The sequence below is a fragment of the Bowmanella denitrificans genome (assembly GCF_039522935.1).
In the GTDB taxonomy this organism is placed as follows: Bacteria; Pseudomonadota; Gammaproteobacteria; order Enterobacterales; family Alteromonadaceae; genus Bowmanella; species Bowmanella denitrificans.
The window spans coordinates 247,910-264,865 of the sequence record NZ_BAAAEI010000023.1 but is presented as its reverse complement, the minus strand read 5'-3'; the positions used below and the strand labels follow the sequence as shown (position 1 = coordinate 264,865).

Annotated in this window: 14 protein-coding genes; 6 read left to right on the top strand and 8 right to left on the bottom strand. The window is 47.1% G+C overall.

What is annotated here, in order from left to right:
• From ABD028_RS18795 to ABD028_RS18770, 6 genes are read right to left on the bottom strand one after another with little or no spacing between them, the layout of a single operon-like run.
• A complete protein-coding gene (locus ABD028_RS18795; RefSeq protein ID WP_343846999.1) occupies window positions 1–1,146 on the bottom strand; it encodes a TIGR03088 family PEP-CTERM/XrtA system glycosyltransferase in 1,146 nt (381 codons plus the stop codon).
• Window positions 1,139–2,548 carry an exosortase A gene (xrtA, locus tag ABD028_RS18790; RefSeq protein ID WP_343847159.1) on the bottom strand — a complete coding sequence of 470 codons (1,410 nt, stop codon included), beginning with the start codon at window positions 2,546–2,548 and terminating at the stop codon, window positions 1,139–1,141. The genes ABD028_RS18795 and xrtA overlap by 8 nt, the downstream gene beginning before the upstream one ends.
• Window positions 2,549–2,579: 31 nt before the next feature.
• Window positions 2,580–3,785 carry a TIGR03087 family PEP-CTERM/XrtA system glycosyltransferase gene (locus tag ABD028_RS18785; protein WP_343846998.1) on the bottom strand — a complete coding sequence of 402 codons (1,206 nt, stop codon included), beginning with the start codon at window positions 3,783–3,785 and terminating at the stop codon, window positions 2,580–2,582.
• A gap of 5 nt (window positions 3,786–3,790) precedes the next feature.
• A complete protein-coding gene (locus ABD028_RS18780; protein ID WP_343846997.1) occupies window positions 3,791–4,825 on the bottom strand; it encodes a FemAB family XrtA/PEP-CTERM system-associated protein in 1,035 nt (344 codons plus the stop codon).
• Window positions 4,822–5,667, bottom strand: coding sequence for an XrtA system polysaccharide deacetylase (locus tag ABD028_RS18775; protein ID WP_343846996.1), 846 nt, complete (start codon window positions 5,665–5,667; stop codon window positions 4,822–4,824). Before ABD028_RS18775 ends, ABD028_RS18780 begins: the two co-directional genes overlap by 4 nt.
• Window positions 5,668–7,080 carry a TIGR03013 family XrtA/PEP-CTERM system glycosyltransferase gene (locus ABD028_RS18770; RefSeq protein WP_343846995.1) on the bottom strand — a complete coding sequence of 471 codons (1,413 nt, stop codon included), beginning with the start codon at window positions 7,078–7,080 and terminating at the stop codon, window positions 5,668–5,670.
• Window positions 7,081–7,255: 175 nt separating this feature from the next.
• Between ABD028_RS18770 and ABD028_RS18765 the strand changes: the two genes are divergently transcribed.
• The 4 genes from ABD028_RS18765 to ABD028_RS18750 are packed head-to-tail and all read left to right on the top strand — an operon-like array spanning window position 7,256 to window position 12,009.
• The gene (locus ABD028_RS18765; RefSeq protein WP_343847158.1) at window positions 7,256–7,885 is read left to right on the top strand and encodes an XrtA/PEP-CTERM system exopolysaccharide export protein; all 630 of its coding nucleotides are present in this window, start codon (window positions 7,256–7,258) and stop codon (window positions 7,883–7,885) included.
• 22 nt (window positions 7,886–7,907) lie between these two features.
• Window positions 7,908–9,518 carry an XrtA system polysaccharide chain length determinant gene (locus ABD028_RS18760; RefSeq protein ID WP_343846994.1) on the top strand — a complete coding sequence of 537 codons (1,611 nt, stop codon included), beginning with the start codon at window positions 7,908–7,910 and terminating at the stop codon, window positions 9,516–9,518.
• A complete protein-coding gene (locus ABD028_RS18755; RefSeq protein WP_343846993.1) occupies window positions 9,515–10,429 on the top strand; it encodes an XrtA-associated tyrosine autokinase in 915 nt (304 codons plus the stop codon). The genes ABD028_RS18760 and ABD028_RS18755 overlap by 4 nt, the downstream gene beginning before the upstream one ends.
• A complete protein-coding gene (locus ABD028_RS18750) occupies window positions 10,426–12,009 on the top strand; it encodes a hypothetical protein (RefSeq protein WP_343846992.1) in 1,584 nt (527 codons plus the stop codon). The genes ABD028_RS18755 and ABD028_RS18750 overlap by 4 nt, the downstream gene beginning before the upstream one ends.
• Before the next feature lie 287 nt (window positions 12,010–12,296).
• Here ABD028_RS18750 and ABD028_RS18745 read toward each other — a convergent pair whose 3' ends face one another.
• Both ABD028_RS18745 and hldE read right to left on the bottom strand, forming a co-directional pair.
• Entirely contained in the window at window positions 12,297–13,337 is a 1,041-nt protein-coding gene (locus ABD028_RS18745; protein ID WP_343846991.1) for an XrtA/PEP-CTERM system-associated ATPase, read from the bottom strand.
• A 447-nt stretch (window positions 13,338–13,784) separates the two neighbouring features.
• Complete coding sequence (gene hldE, locus ABD028_RS18740; protein WP_343846990.1) at window positions 13,785–15,215, bottom strand: bifunctional D-glycero-beta-D-manno-heptose-7-phosphate kinase/D-glycero-beta-D-manno-heptose 1-phosphate adenylyltransferase HldE; 1,431 nt, start codon at window positions 15,213–15,215, stop codon at window positions 13,785–13,787.
• An 89-nt stretch (window positions 15,216–15,304) separates the two neighbouring features.
• Here hldE and lpxL point away from each other — a divergent pair, with 89 nt between their 5' ends.
• Both lpxL and ABD028_RS18730 read left to right on the top strand, forming a co-directional pair.
• Entirely contained in the window at window positions 15,305–16,255 is a 951-nt protein-coding gene (gene lpxL, locus ABD028_RS18735) for an LpxL/LpxP family Kdo(2)-lipid IV(A) lauroyl/palmitoleoyl acyltransferase (protein WP_343846989.1), read from the top strand.
• A gap of 28 nt (window positions 16,256–16,283) precedes the next feature.
• On the top strand, window positions 16,284–16,940 hold the full coding sequence (locus ABD028_RS18730) for a TcpQ domain-containing protein (protein WP_343846988.1): 657 nt from the start codon (window positions 16,284–16,286) through the stop codon (window positions 16,938–16,940).
• Window positions 16,941–16,956: the final 16 nt, after the last annotated feature.

Here is a 16,956-nt window from a genome sequence, read left to right as displayed (position 1 = left end):
CTAATCCTTATCCACTTGACGATATATTGCATGATATTTAGCGACCATAGATGCCAGGCTAAATCGGCTCTGACAATATGCTTGAATCTGGTAACCATCGGATTCAGCCAACTGTGGCTGCAGCGCATATCTCGCCATCATTTCAGCCAATCGTTGCGGTTCTCCGACCGGGACGAGATGGTCCCGCACATACTCAGGCATAATTAAGTCAGGGTTTCCCCCTACATTGGTCGCCAACACCGGCAAGCCAGTGGCCATAGCTTCCAAAACCGTATTAGAGATACCTTCAGCCAAAGAAGGCAGAACAAACACATCCATCGATTGCATTAGTGCTGGCACATCAGCCCGATCTCCTGCAAACCAGACCCGATCCTCAATACCTGTTTCAACTACCCTTTTCTGCAACCGAATTCGTGTTACACCATCCCCGACCAGCATCAATGCAATCCTGTCACGGTGGGAAGGAAGCATTTTCAGCAGTTCAGCAAAGGCATCAATCAGATAGGCTTGATTTTTCACCTCAGCGAGTCGCCCCACCGTGCCGAAAACAACACAATCCTGCGGTAAAAAAATTTCCGGTAAAGGTGTATGCAACCTTTGAGTCGAAGCGAAACGTTCGGTGTCCACACCGTTACATATGTGCGCTACTTTTGAGGCCGTGACGCCTATTTTATCCAGAAGGTATTCTTTTGCTTCTGCAGACAACGCGACATATTGGTGAACAAAGGGTCGAAATAACCTACGAAGGCGCTGATATTTTATATTAACACCACCCAAGTCGTTTACTCCCCATCCATGTTCACCATGGATGCGCAGCGGTATTTTTCTCCACCATCCGACCAACTGGCCTTCTAGTGTCGCCAAATTGCGTGTATGTAAAACATCGGGATTAAGCCGTTTCAAAAGTCGGTTTAAACGCCATAGCACGCCAATATCATTTCCTTCACCTTTATTCAGATCATAGTATCTGACGTTCTTGACGGTAACCCGCTTGGCAAAATCAGGATTCGCCCCCTTGTGGGTAACAATGCTATGCTGGTATTCATGCTCCGGTAGACTATTGATAAGATTCACCAAACCATTTTCTAGTCCCCCCGTGTCAAATCGATAGATCACATGGGCGATATGACGTTTCTTCTCAGTCATTGAGGAACTCTCTGAAATCTTGTTTAAAGAAACTCTCTGCTTGTTGTCTGAACCTGACTTTCTCTGTCTCGCTACTAACTGTTGTCGATAAAACCACGGCCATACCCGATTGGGTCTGCCCCACCATTGCCTGTAAGGCCTGAGACAATTTAACGTTCAGTATCTCAGGAGTCTGTACCCAAGGAGTTACATAGCTTTGAGCCAATAGTCTGCGCTGTCCGGCTGTGTTGGTTATCTCCAGCAAAGCATAGTCCCTGTAGCTTTGACTGCTGACAATTGACCAATACCTGTGATTGTAAAGCGAGTTTTTGCTGTTTATCAGTTCCTTGTCTGGTTCCGATGTATCGTAAAAGACAATAAATAACGCGCCTTTGGGATGCAGCCCCGAGTACTCCAGCGTGGCATTATGAAACTGAGGATGCCAACTGGCATCCGCTGCCTCATCATATTCTACAGGGATAAGCCGGGTAAAATCAGGCGAAGATTGTGGCTCGGTCTGACTGGCGCACCTCGCATAAAAAAAGGTAGCAGTAGACAAGAAACAGACAGCCAGCATGGCCCAAAAAGGCTTGACTGTTTCAGCTTTCAAAGGGGCAGGTTGTTTTGTTACGTCAAGCGGTCTGTCAGGATCCCGCCAGATATTGCCGATACTGAACATGATGAAAATCACCACGCCGAAGAACAACCAACCATAAACCAGATGATCAACACCAGTGGCATGCTTCATATCAGACAAATAGGCAATCATCACTATGCCATAAGCTCGAATCCCATTGGCCAGAATAGGCAATAGCAAAGCAAAAACAATAAAGATGAATCGCTTGTACCATTTGCTATATGTTAGATAAGCGTACAATGTGCCCAAGGAAAAGGAAGCAATTAAATAGCGAATACCTGAACAGGCAACTGCCACTTCAAATAACCCGCCTGGCACTGCGATATAAAGCCCCTCACGAAAAACTGGAATATCGCTGAGACGCAATGCAATCACAGTTATATCAGCCGTCACGTCTTGCAATCGGGGAATTAAAAATTCCCCTTCTGGGACGCTAAACATCCAGAAGAACAAAACAAATAGCATTGCCCGGCAAACTGCTTTACCCAGTATCAGCCAATAGAACAGTGGTAACAATGCAAATGCTGTAAGCTGCTCCACCGCCGCCACATGCACAAGATTGCCCATCAACCATAAAATCAGCACACCTACTATGGGAATGAGGGCAACTGCACTTGGTTCAATGACCTGTTCAGCCAATTGAGACCAGTTGCGCCGTATAAGATATACACAAATTGGGAAAATCAAGAAACAGTGGGCGTATGTTTCGGATCTCTCCCAAATCAATACTGCGTCTTTAATGGTAGGGAAAAAGAGTGCCAGCCACAGGCCAAACACCAACAACATCAACGCCAACAACTGATGGCCAGGTTTCAGACTACGCATCATTTAACTTCTCTATCAGCTTGTCCATCACAGCTTGCCATTGGTAATGGGTACGAATCCAATGTAGATTCTCCAGTGCCGTCTCCTGCGCCTTCTCAGGGCTATTCAACAGTTGAAGACAACAGTCTGTAAACGCATTGGCTTCGTCATGTATCAGCGGAAGCTGGCCTGATGGAAGCTGTATGCCTTCGGCGGCCATTTGTGTCATCACCACAGTTTTATTCAAGGCCATGGCTTCCAGCACCTTATTCTGAATCCCCCTGGCAATACGCAGCGGTGCCACTGCAAAAAGCGCATGCGTGATATAAGGGCGGATATCTTCGACTCTGCCGGTTACCACAACACCGGCTGTATTTGCCAGTTGTTTAACTTTGTCGGTAGGATTACCCCCGACTATGGCAAACTGCAGTTGCGGATGCTGCTTGTGAATAGCAGGCCATACTTTGCTGGCAAACCAGACAACCGCGTCTACATTAGCCCAGTAATCCATGGCGCCGGTAAACACTAAATAAGGCGAATTGAAGGGGGACGTGGAGACAAGACTTGGATTAAAAAACTCGGTATCCACCCCATTGGGGAATGCAAACACCTTGTTGGCAGACTCAGCGGGCAAGGTCCGGGCAAAAAAACCCGCTTCCTCGCCTGAGACAAAACTCACCGCATCAAACGCCTGGGTGATGCGCTGCTCATAGGCGGCCAGAGCTTTGGCTTCAAATCTATATACTGCTTTCATCAGGGGGTTCGTGGCTTTTTCTGCATACTGGCGCCATTTATCGGAATCCACATCGACAAAATCCGCCACCCTGTGCAAGTCTGCCTGACTTTCCACATAGCCGCACATGGCCGAGCTATATAGAAATACTTTACGAATATCTCTGCCAGCAAGCTTGCGGCTTACCCAGGCTTGTAACTGCCTGTCGTGGAAGTAGGTCAATGAAATCGGCTTCCCCAGCAACATACCAAACAGGCCTTTAAGCTTTCCCCACAGAGGCGAGAGTGGCCGCAGAAAAACATCTTTGCAGTACTTGTTCAGAACATCCTGATATTGCCAGTCGTGCGGGTCGTCCACCAAACTCCCCAGGTGAATGTCGTAGTGTTGACTCAATTCTTTGAGAATATTAAAGGAACGAATCTTGTCCCCTTTGTTTGGCGGATAGGGAATACGGTGACACAAAAATAGCAATGGCTCCTTGCTCATCGGCCTTACCCCAGATATTTAGACAGCATGGGCCCTAAGGCACGACTCAGCCAAAGTGGCAGTTTTTGCCAGGCCTTAATAAAGAATTGATACTTGGGATTGTTAGGGCTCAGATTGGGCAATTCGGCCGCTTTCACCAAATAGAATTGATAGTGTAAAGGCACAGGCTCCATACCCCAATGCTTCTTATATTGATAAGCCCCTGAATCATCCTTACTGCGACCAAAATCGTAATACCCATAGCCCCGCTGTTGTGCCAAGCACATCAGTTGGTAATACATAAAGTCATTACTTTTCAAGTCCCGGGCCTGAGGAAGGCCACCACCGTAATATGGCAAGACCTGATCGCGAAAATAAAAATTCAAAACCGAGGAAACCGCTTTGCCCTGATGCTCCACGGTCAATACATCACAGCGTTCTGTAAAAATTGCTTTCAGTGCCTGGAAATACTTGCTGGGAAATACAGGTGTTCCGAGATTTCGCACACTTTCGGAGTATATGTCGTAAGCAGTGCGTGTATCTCCGTCTACACGGAAACTCAAATTGGCATTCAGAGAGTGGCGAATCACAGCTCGTTGCTTTTTCTTTACTCCGGCCAGAATCGCTTCTGGCGTATCGGCTAACGGCCAGGCAAAGAAGGAATGCGCGCACTTTTCCACCAGCTTAGGATGGCTGCTGGCCACTTTGTTGCGGAGCTCCAAATAACCCACACCAAGTTGCTCAGCTAATGCGATTGCAGCGTCTTCCAAAGCAACCTGAACTTCATTCGTATCGGCCGCCACACCGCCATAAACACAAAAAGGTGTGGAAACCAGTGCGTGGCCAAACAGGCGACTTTTTTGTTCAACTAACGGCAGTACCCCAACAATGCGCTGACCATCACTGGCATATAAATAATGCCCTTTATGGCCGTAAACCTGCTCATTAACCTTAAGCCAACCACTTAAATGGAAAAAGCTGGCAGACTCACAACCCTCAACGTAACTATCCCAGTCAGCAGCAACCCGAGGATCACCTGCAAAACGCTTAACTTCAATCACGCATTGACCCCGTATACGTCCTTCATGGTTGACCAGTTAAAATCCTGCAGCAGCCTTTCCAGCTTAGCTTCGGTATGCTGCAGATTGACATAATGACGAAATCTTGATTTTGCCGATGCCTGTGTCAGCCTCGGCTGATCGGCATCAATTTCCCAGGGGTGAAAATAAAATGAGTAGGGCTGCTTCTCTTTCTCCAGATATTTCCTCACCAAATGGCGCGTCATGCCGTATGGATAAAGACGGAAATACCCCCCTCCCCCAATCGGCACCTGACGCCCGAACATCTTCAGCGTCGGGATGGGAATTTCAATAATGTTTTCCGGTCGGTTGTAGGCAAACCTCGGCCAGTCAGGAGTGCCATAAAGATCATGTTTCACAGGGTAAGTGCTTGAACTATAAACAAACCCCAGCTCGACAAGCACTTCAAATGCCCATTCATTGCTATAACCAATAGAAAAGCTTGGCGCCCGGTAGCCGATCACGGCCTCGCCAAGTAAATCTTCCAAATGCTGTTTGGAACGCACAACATCTTGCTTGAATTCTTCACGGCTCTGTTCACTGGCCCGGCGGTGCGCGTATCCGTGACTGGCGATTTCGTGCCCCTGGGCATGAATCTCTTTAATGAGTTGTGGATAGCGCTCCGCCACCCAGCCCAGCACGAAAAAGGTAGACTTCACGCCATGCCGGGCAAAAATATCCAGCAATCGGCGCGTGTTGTTGTCCACTCTCGGATTAAAATTCTCCCAATCCGTGGGCTTGATAATTTTGTCGAAGGCCGACACGTGGAAGAAATCTTCCACATCGACGGTCATAGCGTTGAGGCAGGTATGCAGATCCTTCATCTATCGTCCCTTCCCAAACAACACCACCTCGACCGTGCGTATCAGGATCAAAATGTCCAACAGCAGGCTCTGATGTTTAACGTAATAAAGGTCAAACTTCAGTTTCTCCATGGAGTCTTCGACACTGGCGCCATAGGGATAATTTAACTGCGCCCATCCGGCCAGCCCAGGCTTTACATTGTGACGCTGATTGTAATAAGGAATCTGCTTTATCAGTTGTTCAACGAATTCCGGACGTTCAGGGCGAGGCCCAATAAAACTCATTTCACCTTTCAGCACATTCCATAGCTGCGGCAATTCGTCGATTCGGTATTTACGAATGATATTGCCTATCCGTGTGACCCTGCTGTCTCCCTGCGTGGCCCACTTTGCCCCATCTTTTTCGGCATCGGGCCGCATGCTACGGAACTTGATAATCTTGAACATTTTGCCGTTTAAACCAACCCGATCCTGCTTATAAAACACCGAGGCACCGGTGCGAAAGCCGTCTTCAATATAAATTAACAGGGCAGTAAGCAGCATAAAAGGCCAGGTGAAAGCCAACACCAGCAAGGCAAAAAACGCATTCATCCCGTAATCCAGCATATCGCGAAGATAATTCTGGCTGGAGAAACCGTTGGAATAAATGACCCAGCTCGGATAAATCAGGTTAACCACTATCTGGCCTGTTTCTCTTTCCATAAAATCCAGAATATCCACAACCTCAATACCCCGAATTCTGCAGTCAAACAAGACTTCGATGGGGAGTGTTCCTCTGCGCTGGTCACAGGCAATCACCACTTCCTCTATGTCATTTTCCAGCAGAAAATCGCGGAAGTTCTCATCCACTTTGACATGAACAAGTTTCTCAGCCTGGATACCACTACTGCGATCATCACCGGGAATAGGGATAAAGCCCACTAATTCGAAGCCTATTCTGTCCACTTCCCTGCGCATACGTTTTTCAATTATGGATGCCCGCTCACCAGCACCCAGTACAATTAACCGGACTTTGCCCAACCCCAGCAAACCCAGGCGGTTTGAAAAATAACGAAATAGCACCAGGGCCAGAATCACCAGGCCGGAAGCAGTTGGCAGGTAATAGGGATGTAATGACAATTCGATAAGAAAGGTACTGGTAATCAACTCCATGACGAAATAACTAAGGGCAACACACACAAAAATACGCCGAATAATGCCGCGAAAGGTTTCGCGCAGTTTCGGTTCATACAGCCCCACCGACAAAGCGGAGACCAAAACCAAAAAGGTAAAGAGTAAGATATTAAAAGCCAACTTATTGGCAGACGAAGCAGGCTGCTGAGAAACCTGTAAAATCAAAGTATTGGCTACATAGGCGAGGTAAGCAATCAGCGCTCCTTCCAATAAAACCAATATATTTGAGCGTTTAGATTGACGCCGATTGGCTGCCTTCACGAAATCGTTCCTTTATTTTTTTATATTATTACCACAAAGAAGTCAGACTAAAAAAAGGTTTAGGGATAGACTAACTTTTTTTGTCATTGCATTATATGCCTACATGTTAATGCGAAAACAGATAGTTTTGCCAGACTTAAGTCTACGAAGTCCATAAGTAAGGAATATGACTGACATGAACGCCATTAAAGCCACACAGCTAGCGTTGACCTTTTTAATCGCCACTTTTGTTTCAGCCTGTAGCGTACAAAAGCTGCCGCCAGCTTCCACTCACGCCTCGCTGACAACTTCAATTGATAATTATAATTATCTGATAGGGCCAGGTGACAACTTACAGATTTTTGTCTGGCGTAACCCAGAAATCTCAGGTTCGTTTGTCGTGCGTCCGGACGGTAAGATCACCACGTCATTAGTCGAGGATATCGAAGTTTCAGGCAAAACCCCTTCCGCACTGGCTCGGGAATTAGAGCAAGTTCTGTCCAAATATATTCGTGATCCTATCGTGACTGTCAGTATGACAGGATTTTCAGGTCCCTTTAGTGAACAGGTCAGAGTCATAGGTGAAGCGACCAATCCCCAGGCAGTGAGCTATAAGGAAAACATGACCTTACTGGACCTAATGATAGCAGTAGGTGGCCTGACTGAGTTTGCCTCAGGTGATAGCGCTAAGCTTATCAGGGTGGTAGATGGAAAACAGATGGAATATTCGGTTTACCTGGACTCTCTGATCAAATCAGGTGAAATTTCTGAAAACGTTGACCTGCTACCCGGTGATATTCTGATTATCCCCGAAGCGTGGTTCTAAGTACTACTAAGCAGTAAAAAGTATGATTGGTTTTCAACAGGTTATTGACCAAATCCAAACCTATTTAAAGGGCATTTGGATTAAAAAACGCTATGTCATTATTTCTTCGTGGCTAATATGCCCTTTAGGATGGTTGTTTGTCGTATCACTGCCAGACACCTATGAATCATCAGCAAGGGTGTATGTCGACACAAACAGCTTACTTCGTCCTCTTTTACGCGGATTGGCGGTTTACAACAATCCAGAGCAGCAAGTTAGTCTGGTAGCTCGCACCTTACTCAGCAGACCCAATTTGGAAAAAATTGCTAGGGAGGCGGATCTGGATATCTCTGCAAAAACCAGTGCAGATTTTGAAGCAATGATCGATAAGCTGCGTAAAGAAATTAGTTTAAGTAGTACCCGTGACGCAAACATCTATACAATCAGCTATACGTCTAACACCCCTGCATTGGCGCAACGAATTGTACAAATTACACTCAACGAATTTATTGAGTCCAACTTGGGCAGCACCAGACAAAGCAGTGATTCGGCCGAAGAATTTATCGATCGGCAAATAAAGGAGTATGAGCAACGACTGCTTGAATCTGAACAACGGCTGGCAGATTTCAAACGCTCCAGGCAGCAAGTACTGCCGGGTGGCAATGATGACTATTATGCTCAACTGCAAAGTGAGAGAGCCTTGTTGGAACAGGCAAAATTGAGATTGAAAGAACTGGAATCTCAACTCGTCTCTGCCCAGGCACAGCTTAAAGGAGAAGAACCGGTATTTGGCCTGGCTTCCCCCGAGATGTCTGACAATCCCGGCTCAGGTATCAGCACACAATATGATAGCAGAATCGCAAATTTGGAAAGTAGCCTGGACGATTTACTGATTCGCTATACCGATGAACATCCGGATGTCGTCAAAACAAAGGCGCTGATAGACAGACTAAAAAGTGAGCGCAGGGAACAACTTGAAAGCATGAGCGAAACCGCTCAGACAACAGGTACTTATAATCAGTTCGGCAATCTGAATCAGAATCCAGTCTACCAACAGATGAAGATTACTGTGGCCAATCTGGAGAGCGAAATAGCCTCTATTCAAGTCAGAGTAGAAAACTACCAGAATAACGTGAATAGATTGGAAGAAAAAATCAACCTCATTCCGGAGCTGGAAGCTGAATTGACCGGCCTTAACCGCGACTATGGTATTACTAAAGCCAAATATGAAGAGCTGTTGCAGCGCCGAGAATCAGCACAGCTTTCAAGAAAAGCGGAAGCCACTTCTGATGATGTACAATTTCGTGTTATCGACCCACCTCTTCTACCTACCAAGCCATCAGGACCAATGCGTATTGCGCTATACTCTGTCGTGCTAATAGCCGGTTTTAGTACAGGCTTGGGTATCGCATTTTTGATTAGCCAGATTAACCCGGTGGTAGTCAACTACCGGCAACTAGTGGAACACTTTAAAACGCCGGTACTGGGCTTGGTGTCACATCGGAATGCTGACAAGTTAAATAAACAAAACAGACAGCGTATGTTAATTTTTGCCATGTCCTCATCCGTGCTTATGTTCAGTTATGTGGCATTGGTTTGGATTGAAGCTGTATACGGCGGTTTCCCCAAACAACTGTTCGGGGGATTGCTATGAGTACCATTGAAAAGGCATTGCAGCGTAAAAAAGCCGAGGAAGCCAGATTGGCAGAATTGGCCAAGGAGAAAGCACTATCATCGCCCCAGGCTGATAGTGCAGTAAGCCCGTCTGCCAGCACTGAATCCCCCCTTCCCCCTCATTCACAAAAAACGGACAGTGGAGATAAGGATAAGGTGATCTTCGACCTGGCGCTGGATGAAAATAATTTTGTGTCTTCCTCTTCGGCCCGTACCAAAATTAATGAAGAATTTCGCACTATCAAGCGTAAGGTTCTGAATAATGCATTTGGTCCTTTAGCCAGTACATTAACCAACCCCAACATCTTGATGGTAACCAGTTGCAATCCGCATGAAGGTAAAACCTACAATGCTATCAATTTGGCATTGAGTATTGCTCTGGAACAAGACAAAACAGTACTGCTGGTTGATGCGGATGTCCTTCGTCCAAATGTTATGCGCACATTAAAGCAAAGAACACCTAACGGCTTAATGGAGTATCTACTCGGTGAGGTGGAGGATGTAGCAGACGTCATCTATCACACCAATATAGACACGTTGCGGATTATCCCTGCAGGTAAATCACACCACCTTTCCACCGAGTTGCTGGCCAGTGAAAAAATGCAGGAGACAGTGCAGGAATTCGCCACCCGCTACCCAGATCGTGTGGTGATATTCGATACACCGCCCATGCTAGGCGTTAACGAGACCGCTATACTAGCTAATTTAGCTGGACAGGCGGTTATTGTTGTTGAGGAAGGGCGCACCAAGCTAACTGACATCCAAACAGCCATTGAAGCCCTGAACCCTGATATGGCCAAGGGCTTCATTGTTAATAAGGCTCAGCGTTCAAAACGGGATGACTACGGCTATGGCTACTATTATCATCGCAAACTGGAGGCGAATGAATGAAGCGCATAAGCTTGGCTTGCGCTCTGGTTTTGCATCCTTTGGCCAGTCAGGGAGCCGATCTGGAGGTTAAGCCCACAATGGGTGCTTCAGTTGTTACCTATAAAACGGAGTATCCTCTTGATGGTGAGCATACAAATAACAATGCGCTTATGCTTGAACCATCTTTACGGACAAGCTATACGAGTAGAGCACTAAAGGCTGCACTTACGCTAAAAAATACCAGCGTTTTGCAGAGTAAAAACAGCAGCGAATTGGATAAGAGCTTTACCGATGTAAATTTCAATTCCAATCTAGGTCTGTGGGACCAACGCATACAGTTCAATGCGCAAAGCAGCCGAACACACAGGGCATCCTTCGCAGGTGACGCTGGTCTGACCGACCCAATCCTGAATGCTGAAGAACTAAGTACTGTACAGAGCAATAATGCATCACTTTCGTTTACGCCCAAGCGACCTGATTATGTAGGGGTAAGCCTGCGAGCCCAGGTGGGTGAATCAAGAACACAGAACAATCCCACCAGCTTTAATCCAGATGGTGATCTGAACAGCGACAACCTGAACTTCAACGCAAGTATCTATCAGGGGCATGCGATTAAGCAGTTATATTGGACCCTGTCCGGCGACCATCTGGAAACTAAAAGGTCAGGCCAAGATGATTTCACCAGACGCAGCCTGCAAGCCAGGTTAGGCTTTGCACTCTATCAAGACTGGCACATTATTGCGGTAGGCTCAGATTATGATAATGAAGGTGTAAGTAACGGTGCCGGCCCTAATAACGTCGATTCGAAAAGTTATGGGGCGGGATTGGAATGGCGAAAGGATAGCGGACGCTATATTGGCATTACATACAACAAGTTTAAACAGCTCAACAACGAGAGCAATTACGTTGGAGTTGACCTCAGCTGGCCATTTAGTAGCCGCACAGCTGTACAAGCCAGCTACGATAAGCGCTTTTTTGGCGATAATTATAATCTTAGCCTCAACCACAATAATCGTACTTGGCGAACGCGTTTAGGCTATAACAAGGGGCTGACCAGTTACTCCCAGCTACAATTAGTACCCGGCGATCCGCTGGTGTTGGTCTGCCCTCAGGGCAGTGTGGATGGCAGTGGGTGTTTCTTCCCGGATTCACCCGGCTATGAACCCAAACCGGATGAAGTGCAGGTCAATATCCCCACTTTGCGCCAGGAACTGACGGATGAAATTATTTTACGTGAAAATGCTTATTTTAATCTCGGTTATAATCGCAGCAAACTTCTTATCAACCTGAATTACAACTATGGTTATATGGATTATCTGGAGAGTAGCAGATCACAACGCAATAGATCGTTAGAATTATCCGCCACCTATAAGTTAGGAGGCCGAACTGACCTGAAACTGGCCAACAGCTATGTAAGAACAGATAGTATCGAGGGAAGCTACGGGCAGGAAGTTCGCCGTTATAGTGTGACATTGAATAGAAATGTCAGTAAAGCGGCAAATCTGTCTCTAACACTACGCTATCTGGAAAGAGAAGCAGAAGACGTCTCACGCAACCTTGAAGATACGCGACTTACGTTGAATTACATCTACAGGTTCTAAATCAAAACTGTCAACGCAACCAGCAACAGGCCTATCATCAATAGCTCACGGTGATATTTACCATGGTAATAGGCCTGTCTTCTTGATGGCTTTCTCAGCTTGAAACCAGGTTCAAGCATATCTGACCCTTTCATGCACTTCCCCTTGAATAACCAGCTAATTCACTTTTTATTGTTTTCGTGCCATTAATACCCAGCAATAAGCATTAATGTATAAACTTGGATTGTGCAAATTTAAAACAGTTCCATTTAGGGCCTGTTGCCCTCATAGGAACAAGGCAAAATTAGTCATTCTTCATCTGACTTCAGGCGAACATAGGTCTTGTATTTCTTTTTTAGCAACTTATCGATATACCGGGTTAATTTAACTTTTTGGTTGATGGCATCATCCAATGCGTCGGTCAGTTCTTTGAGCATATCTTTATAGTATTTAATATCTTTGCTCGCATCACCGACAGCAACTGTGCCGTCTGCTTCCCGAATAGGGCTGTTGTCAGCCACGGGAGCCGGGGGCTGAATAAACATCTCATCCGCCACTTCATTAACCACGGCTTCTACCGCATTCTCATCCAGTTCTTGTAGTTCTTCCAGAAATCCATACAACAGAATACGGTCAGTTAAGGTATTAATTTTGCGCGGTACCCCTTGGGTGAACTCAAAGATCTTTTGATAAGCACCTTCAGTAAAAAGCGAGGCACCACGCCAGCCAGCATGCTGTAAGCGAAATTCAATATAACGGCGAACATCGCTATCAGTTAGCGGAGAAAGGTGGCAAGACGCCACAATGCGCTGTCTGAATTGCTCCATATTCGGTGCGCGCAAAATAGGTTGCAGCTCTTCCTGACCAAGCAAAAAGCTTTGCAGCAAAGGTTTACCTTTGGCCTGGAAATTAGACAGCATACGCAGCTCTTCGATCGTTTCCAGTGGCAGGTTTTGCGCCTCATCCACTAACAATAAGGCGCGTTTACCTTGTTGATGCAATTGAAATAAAAATTTCTCCAGATCCTTAAGAATATCTGCTTTAGATTTACCCTCGACATTCAATTCAAACTTACTGGCCACCATTTTTACCAGTTCATCCGGAGACAATTTGGGCGTTACGATTTGTGCAGCAAAGATATCTCCCTGAATTTCTTCCAGCAGGCTATTGGCTATGGTGGTTTTACCTGTCCCTATGCCACCCGTAATGACGATAAAGCCTTCCGCCTGGGCCAGACCATATTCCAGATAGGAAAGGGCTCGTTTGTGCCACTTACTGGCAAAGAAAAAACTAGGATCGGGAGTCAGTTGAAAGGGTTTGGCGCTAAGTCCGTAGAAGCTTTCGTACATTAATAAATCCGCTCAAATAATTACCCATCACGTCCCCGTGACTTGATGCTCTAATGCTAAAGCCTGCTCCAAAAACAAGCAAATACTATACTTGTCACCGCATTGAATAAAAAAGCGGAGCAGATTAGAGCATTACAGAACGTATTATCAGCTCATAAAAAAGCAGGCGATGCCTGCCAGGGAGTGTTTACCTTTGTTCATTACTTATGTTGGAAGCGAAAATTGTCTGGGACAAGGCGGCGGTCACGCCGTTTGGCCATCCAAATAAGTCGCCGATAACACAGTAATAGGCAATTTTAGCTCCCCCCTTCGGGCAGTAGTCCAAATCGCGCCATCCTGCCCACAAATTCGTTTATTTAGGCCCATTAAACCTCACGCATTTGCCGTTGTCTGCCAAGACTTGGGTCGACTGCATAAGCAATGAACAAAGATAAACACTCCCTAATATTAACCGCCTTTCTGGCTATCGGTGATTTGGCGAATGATACCGGTCGTCGATACGCCATCCTCAAAGTTTAACACCTTGACTTCGCCGCCATTGGCCAGCACTTGCGCCGCGCCGGCAATCTGCTCGACGCGATAGTCGCCACCTTTAACCAGCACATCGGGCAAAAGCTCAGTAATCACCCGTTGCGGGGTATCTTCACTGAATGAGAATACCCAATCCACCGCAGCCAGGCCGGCCAGTACTGACATGCGTCTGTCAACCCGGTTTACCGGCCTGCCCTCACCTTTTAAACGGCGTACCGAATCGTCGTCATTGACCGCCACAATTAATCTGTCGCCCAATTTAGCAGCATTTTCCAGATAAGAGACGTGACCGGCGTGCAAAATGTCGAAGCAGCCGTTGGTCATGACTACTTTCTCGCCCCGAGCTTTGGCCGCCTGCACAGCCAGCAGCATTTGCTGCTGTGTCATCACACCGCGCCCAACGTCCTGTTCCTCGGCCACCGCCATGGCAAGTTCTGAACGACTGACGGTGGATGTACCTAATTTGCCCACCACGATACCTGCCGCCGCATTGGCCAGCATACAAGCCTGGGCCCAACTGCACCCTGCGGCGACAGAAGCCGCCAGAGTGGCAATCACTGTATCGCCGGCACCGGTGACGTCATACACTTCTTTGGCTTTAGCTGGTAAGTGTAGCTCGCTCTTGCCGGGGCAGATGAGTGTCATCCCCTGTTCAGAACGTGTCACCAGCAGCGCTTCCAGTTGTAATTTCTCCAGCAATTGCTGAGCTTTATCAACAAGCTGTGTTTCGGTCTGACTGTGCCCAACTATATGCTGGAATTCACTCATATTGGGGGTCAGCAAGCTGGCGCCCTGATACTTGGCAAAATCACTTCCTTTGGGGTCCACCACGATAGGAATACCAGCAGTTTTGGCCAATGCGATGAGTTCAGCCACTTCACTGAGGCTACCTTTGTCATAATCGGACAACAGCAACAGATCGTGTTGTGGCAGCAGACGCTCAACCCTGGCTGACAGTGCCGCTTTGCCTACCTCGGCAAAACTTTGCTCAAAATCCAGCCGAATCAACTGTTGATTGCGGCTCAGTACCCTCAGCTTAGTAATAGTGTCCAACCCGGGCACTGACTCAAACGCACAATCAATCCCCATAGAGGTAAGTTTTTGCGTCAACACGGCGGCGGCATCATCGTCGCCGGTCATACCCACCAATGTCACCGTAGCGCCAAGTGCCGCCAGATTAAGAGCCACGTTAGCTGCACCACCTGGCCTATCTTCGCTTTGACCAATCCTGACCACAGGCACAGGTGCTTCAGGCGAGATACGCGCCGTAGAACCAGACCAATATCTGTCCAGCATAATATCGCCTACCACCAACACCCGTGCTTTGGAAAAATCAGGAATATTCATTACTTACAGTCCACTTATATTTCTGCGCGGATTGTACCACAGGGTAAAGCCAGGCGGTCCGATGTCGGACTGGAAAAAATTAGGCTAGAATGCGGCAAACTTTTTCACATGGTCTTGCAGTGCAGGTTAAAGCTCCCCGTTTCCAATTAAGTTTCTTTCATCCCAGATATTGGCTGACCTGGTTGAGTATTGGCATGCTTTACTTAATTTCCTGGTTGCCTTATCGGCTGCAGCTGACACTAGGCAAAGCCATTGGTCGTTTGTTGCACAAAGCGGTGAAATCGCGCAGGCGGGTAGCGGAGCGCAACCTTGAACTGGCCTTCCCGCAGATGGACAAACCCGCCAGAGATGCACTGATTTTGCAGAATTTTCAAGCCGCCGGTATGGCTATGTTCGAAGCCAGTATGGGCTGGTGGTGGCCCGACTGGCGGGTGCAAAAACTGGGTAAAGTGGTAGGTTACGAACACATTCAGGCCATTTTAGCCAAAGGTAAAGGCGTACTTGGACTGGCCATTCACAATATGAATCTCGAATTCAACTGCCGGGTAATGGGCAATGTTCACCCTTCGGTGGTGTTTTACCGCCGCCACAATAACCCTTTAATGGAATATATGCAGTATCATGGCCGCGCCCGCTCCAATAAATACATGATACATAAGCGTGGTGTCGGTGAAATGTTAAAAGCACTCAACAGCGGCGAGCTGTGCCTGTATCTGCCGGATCAGGATTACGGCCCAAAACGTTGTGAATATGTGCCTTTTTTTGCCGTGCCTGATGCCGCCACCACCACAGGTACATTGTTGTTTGCCAGCCAATCAAACTGTGAAACGGTGTTTCTGGTGCCCTTACGTACCGCTGAGGGTTATGAAATACGCGTGTTACCCGGCCTTGAGAATTTCCCCTCAGGTGACGATAAAGAAGATGTGGCAAGGGTAAATCGTAAAGTGGAAGAGTTAGTTATGATGGCGCCTGAGCAATATTTGTGGATGCACAAGCGTTACAAAACCCGTCCACCGGAAAATCCAACTTCTCTATACTGAGTAAACAAAGCGTGGCAATATCCAAAACATGAGTAAGAAATCTTTTTCCTCCCGTATGTTCTGGGCCAGGCAGTTAGGCCTGGCGGCCGTGCTTATTGTGATTGCTGTAGTGGTGATTCAACTGCAGAAAAATCAGAAAGATGCGCCTGTACCTCAGGGGCAGACAGTTAAAAAAGATCCAGCCCGTGGTTTGTCTGATTTCTACGCTGAATACCGTACTTCTGCTGGGGTTCCGAATCCAGAGGAAAAGAGTGACTTTGTCATGGAGTTGTCCAATAAAGACACGCCACTAAATGACAGACTGCAAGCCATGGAGAGCATCCAAAAGCCCGTATCGGGTCGATGGGTAGGTGAACATAAATACCGTACCTTTAAGGCCGGTGGCACCTTACGGGAAATCATCACTGACTACGCGCAAAGTGAAGGCATGCAGGTGATATGGGAACTGGACCAGGACTTTGTGGTTAAAAACAACTTTCAGGTGGACGACACCGTCGTCGGCACCCTGAATAAAATTGCCCGCGCGGTGGACAGCAATTTCAGTGGCACAGTGGAAGGCTTTTTCTGCCCTAAACAACGCTCACTGGTGATTACCGATCACCCCACAGATTATCTGCGACAATTTTGCAGCCCGACTGATCCCGCCATCAGCAGTGAAGTTGAAAAAGCCAATTCACTGAAGTAGCGATCGTCATGTCTCG

What these genes read in the sequence shown, in the direction of transcription:
- ABD028_RS18755 (WP_343846993.1), top strand. Translation starts at nt 9,515, where the DNA reads ATGAGTACCATTGAAAAGGCATTGCAGCGTAAAAAAGCCGAGGAAGCC.
- lpxL (WP_343846989.1), top strand. Translation starts at nt 15,305, where the DNA reads ATGCGGCAAACTTTTTCACATGGTCTTGCAGTGCAGGTTAAAGCTCCC.
- ABD028_RS18745 (WP_343846991.1), bottom strand. Translation starts at nt 13,337, where the DNA reads ATGTACGAAAGCTTCTACGGACTTAGCGCCAAACCCTTTCAACTGACT.
- xrtA (WP_343847159.1), bottom strand. Translation starts at nt 2,548, where the DNA reads ATGTTGTTGGTGTTTGGCCTGTGGCTGGCACTCTTTTTCCCTACCATT.
- hldE (WP_343846990.1), bottom strand. Translation starts at nt 15,215, where the DNA reads ATGAATATTCCTGATTTTTCCAAAGCACGGGTGTTGGTGGTAGGCGAT.
- ABD028_RS18765 (WP_343847158.1), top strand. Translation starts at nt 7,256, where the DNA reads ATGAACGCCATTAAAGCCACACAGCTAGCGTTGACCTTTTTAATCGCC.
- ABD028_RS18775 (WP_343846996.1), bottom strand. Translation starts at nt 5,667, where the DNA reads ATGAAGGATCTGCATACCTGCCTCAACGCTATGACCGTCGATGTGGAA.
- ABD028_RS18785 (WP_343846998.1), bottom strand. Translation starts at nt 3,785, where the DNA reads ATGAGCAAGGAGCCATTGCTATTTTTGTGTCACCGTATTCCCTATCCG.
- ABD028_RS18730 (WP_343846988.1), top strand. Translation starts at nt 16,284, where the DNA reads ATGAGTAAGAAATCTTTTTCCTCCCGTATGTTCTGGGCCAGGCAGTTA.
- ABD028_RS18750 (WP_343846992.1), top strand. Translation starts at nt 10,426, where the DNA reads ATGAAGCGCATAAGCTTGGCTTGCGCTCTGGTTTTGCATCCTTTGGCC.
- ABD028_RS18760 (WP_343846994.1), top strand. Translation starts at nt 7,908, where the DNA reads ATGATTGGTTTTCAACAGGTTATTGACCAAATCCAAACCTATTTAAAG.
- ABD028_RS18795 (WP_343846999.1), bottom strand. Translation starts at nt 1,146, where the DNA reads ATGACTGAGAAGAAACGTCATATCGCCCATGTGATCTATCGATTTGAC.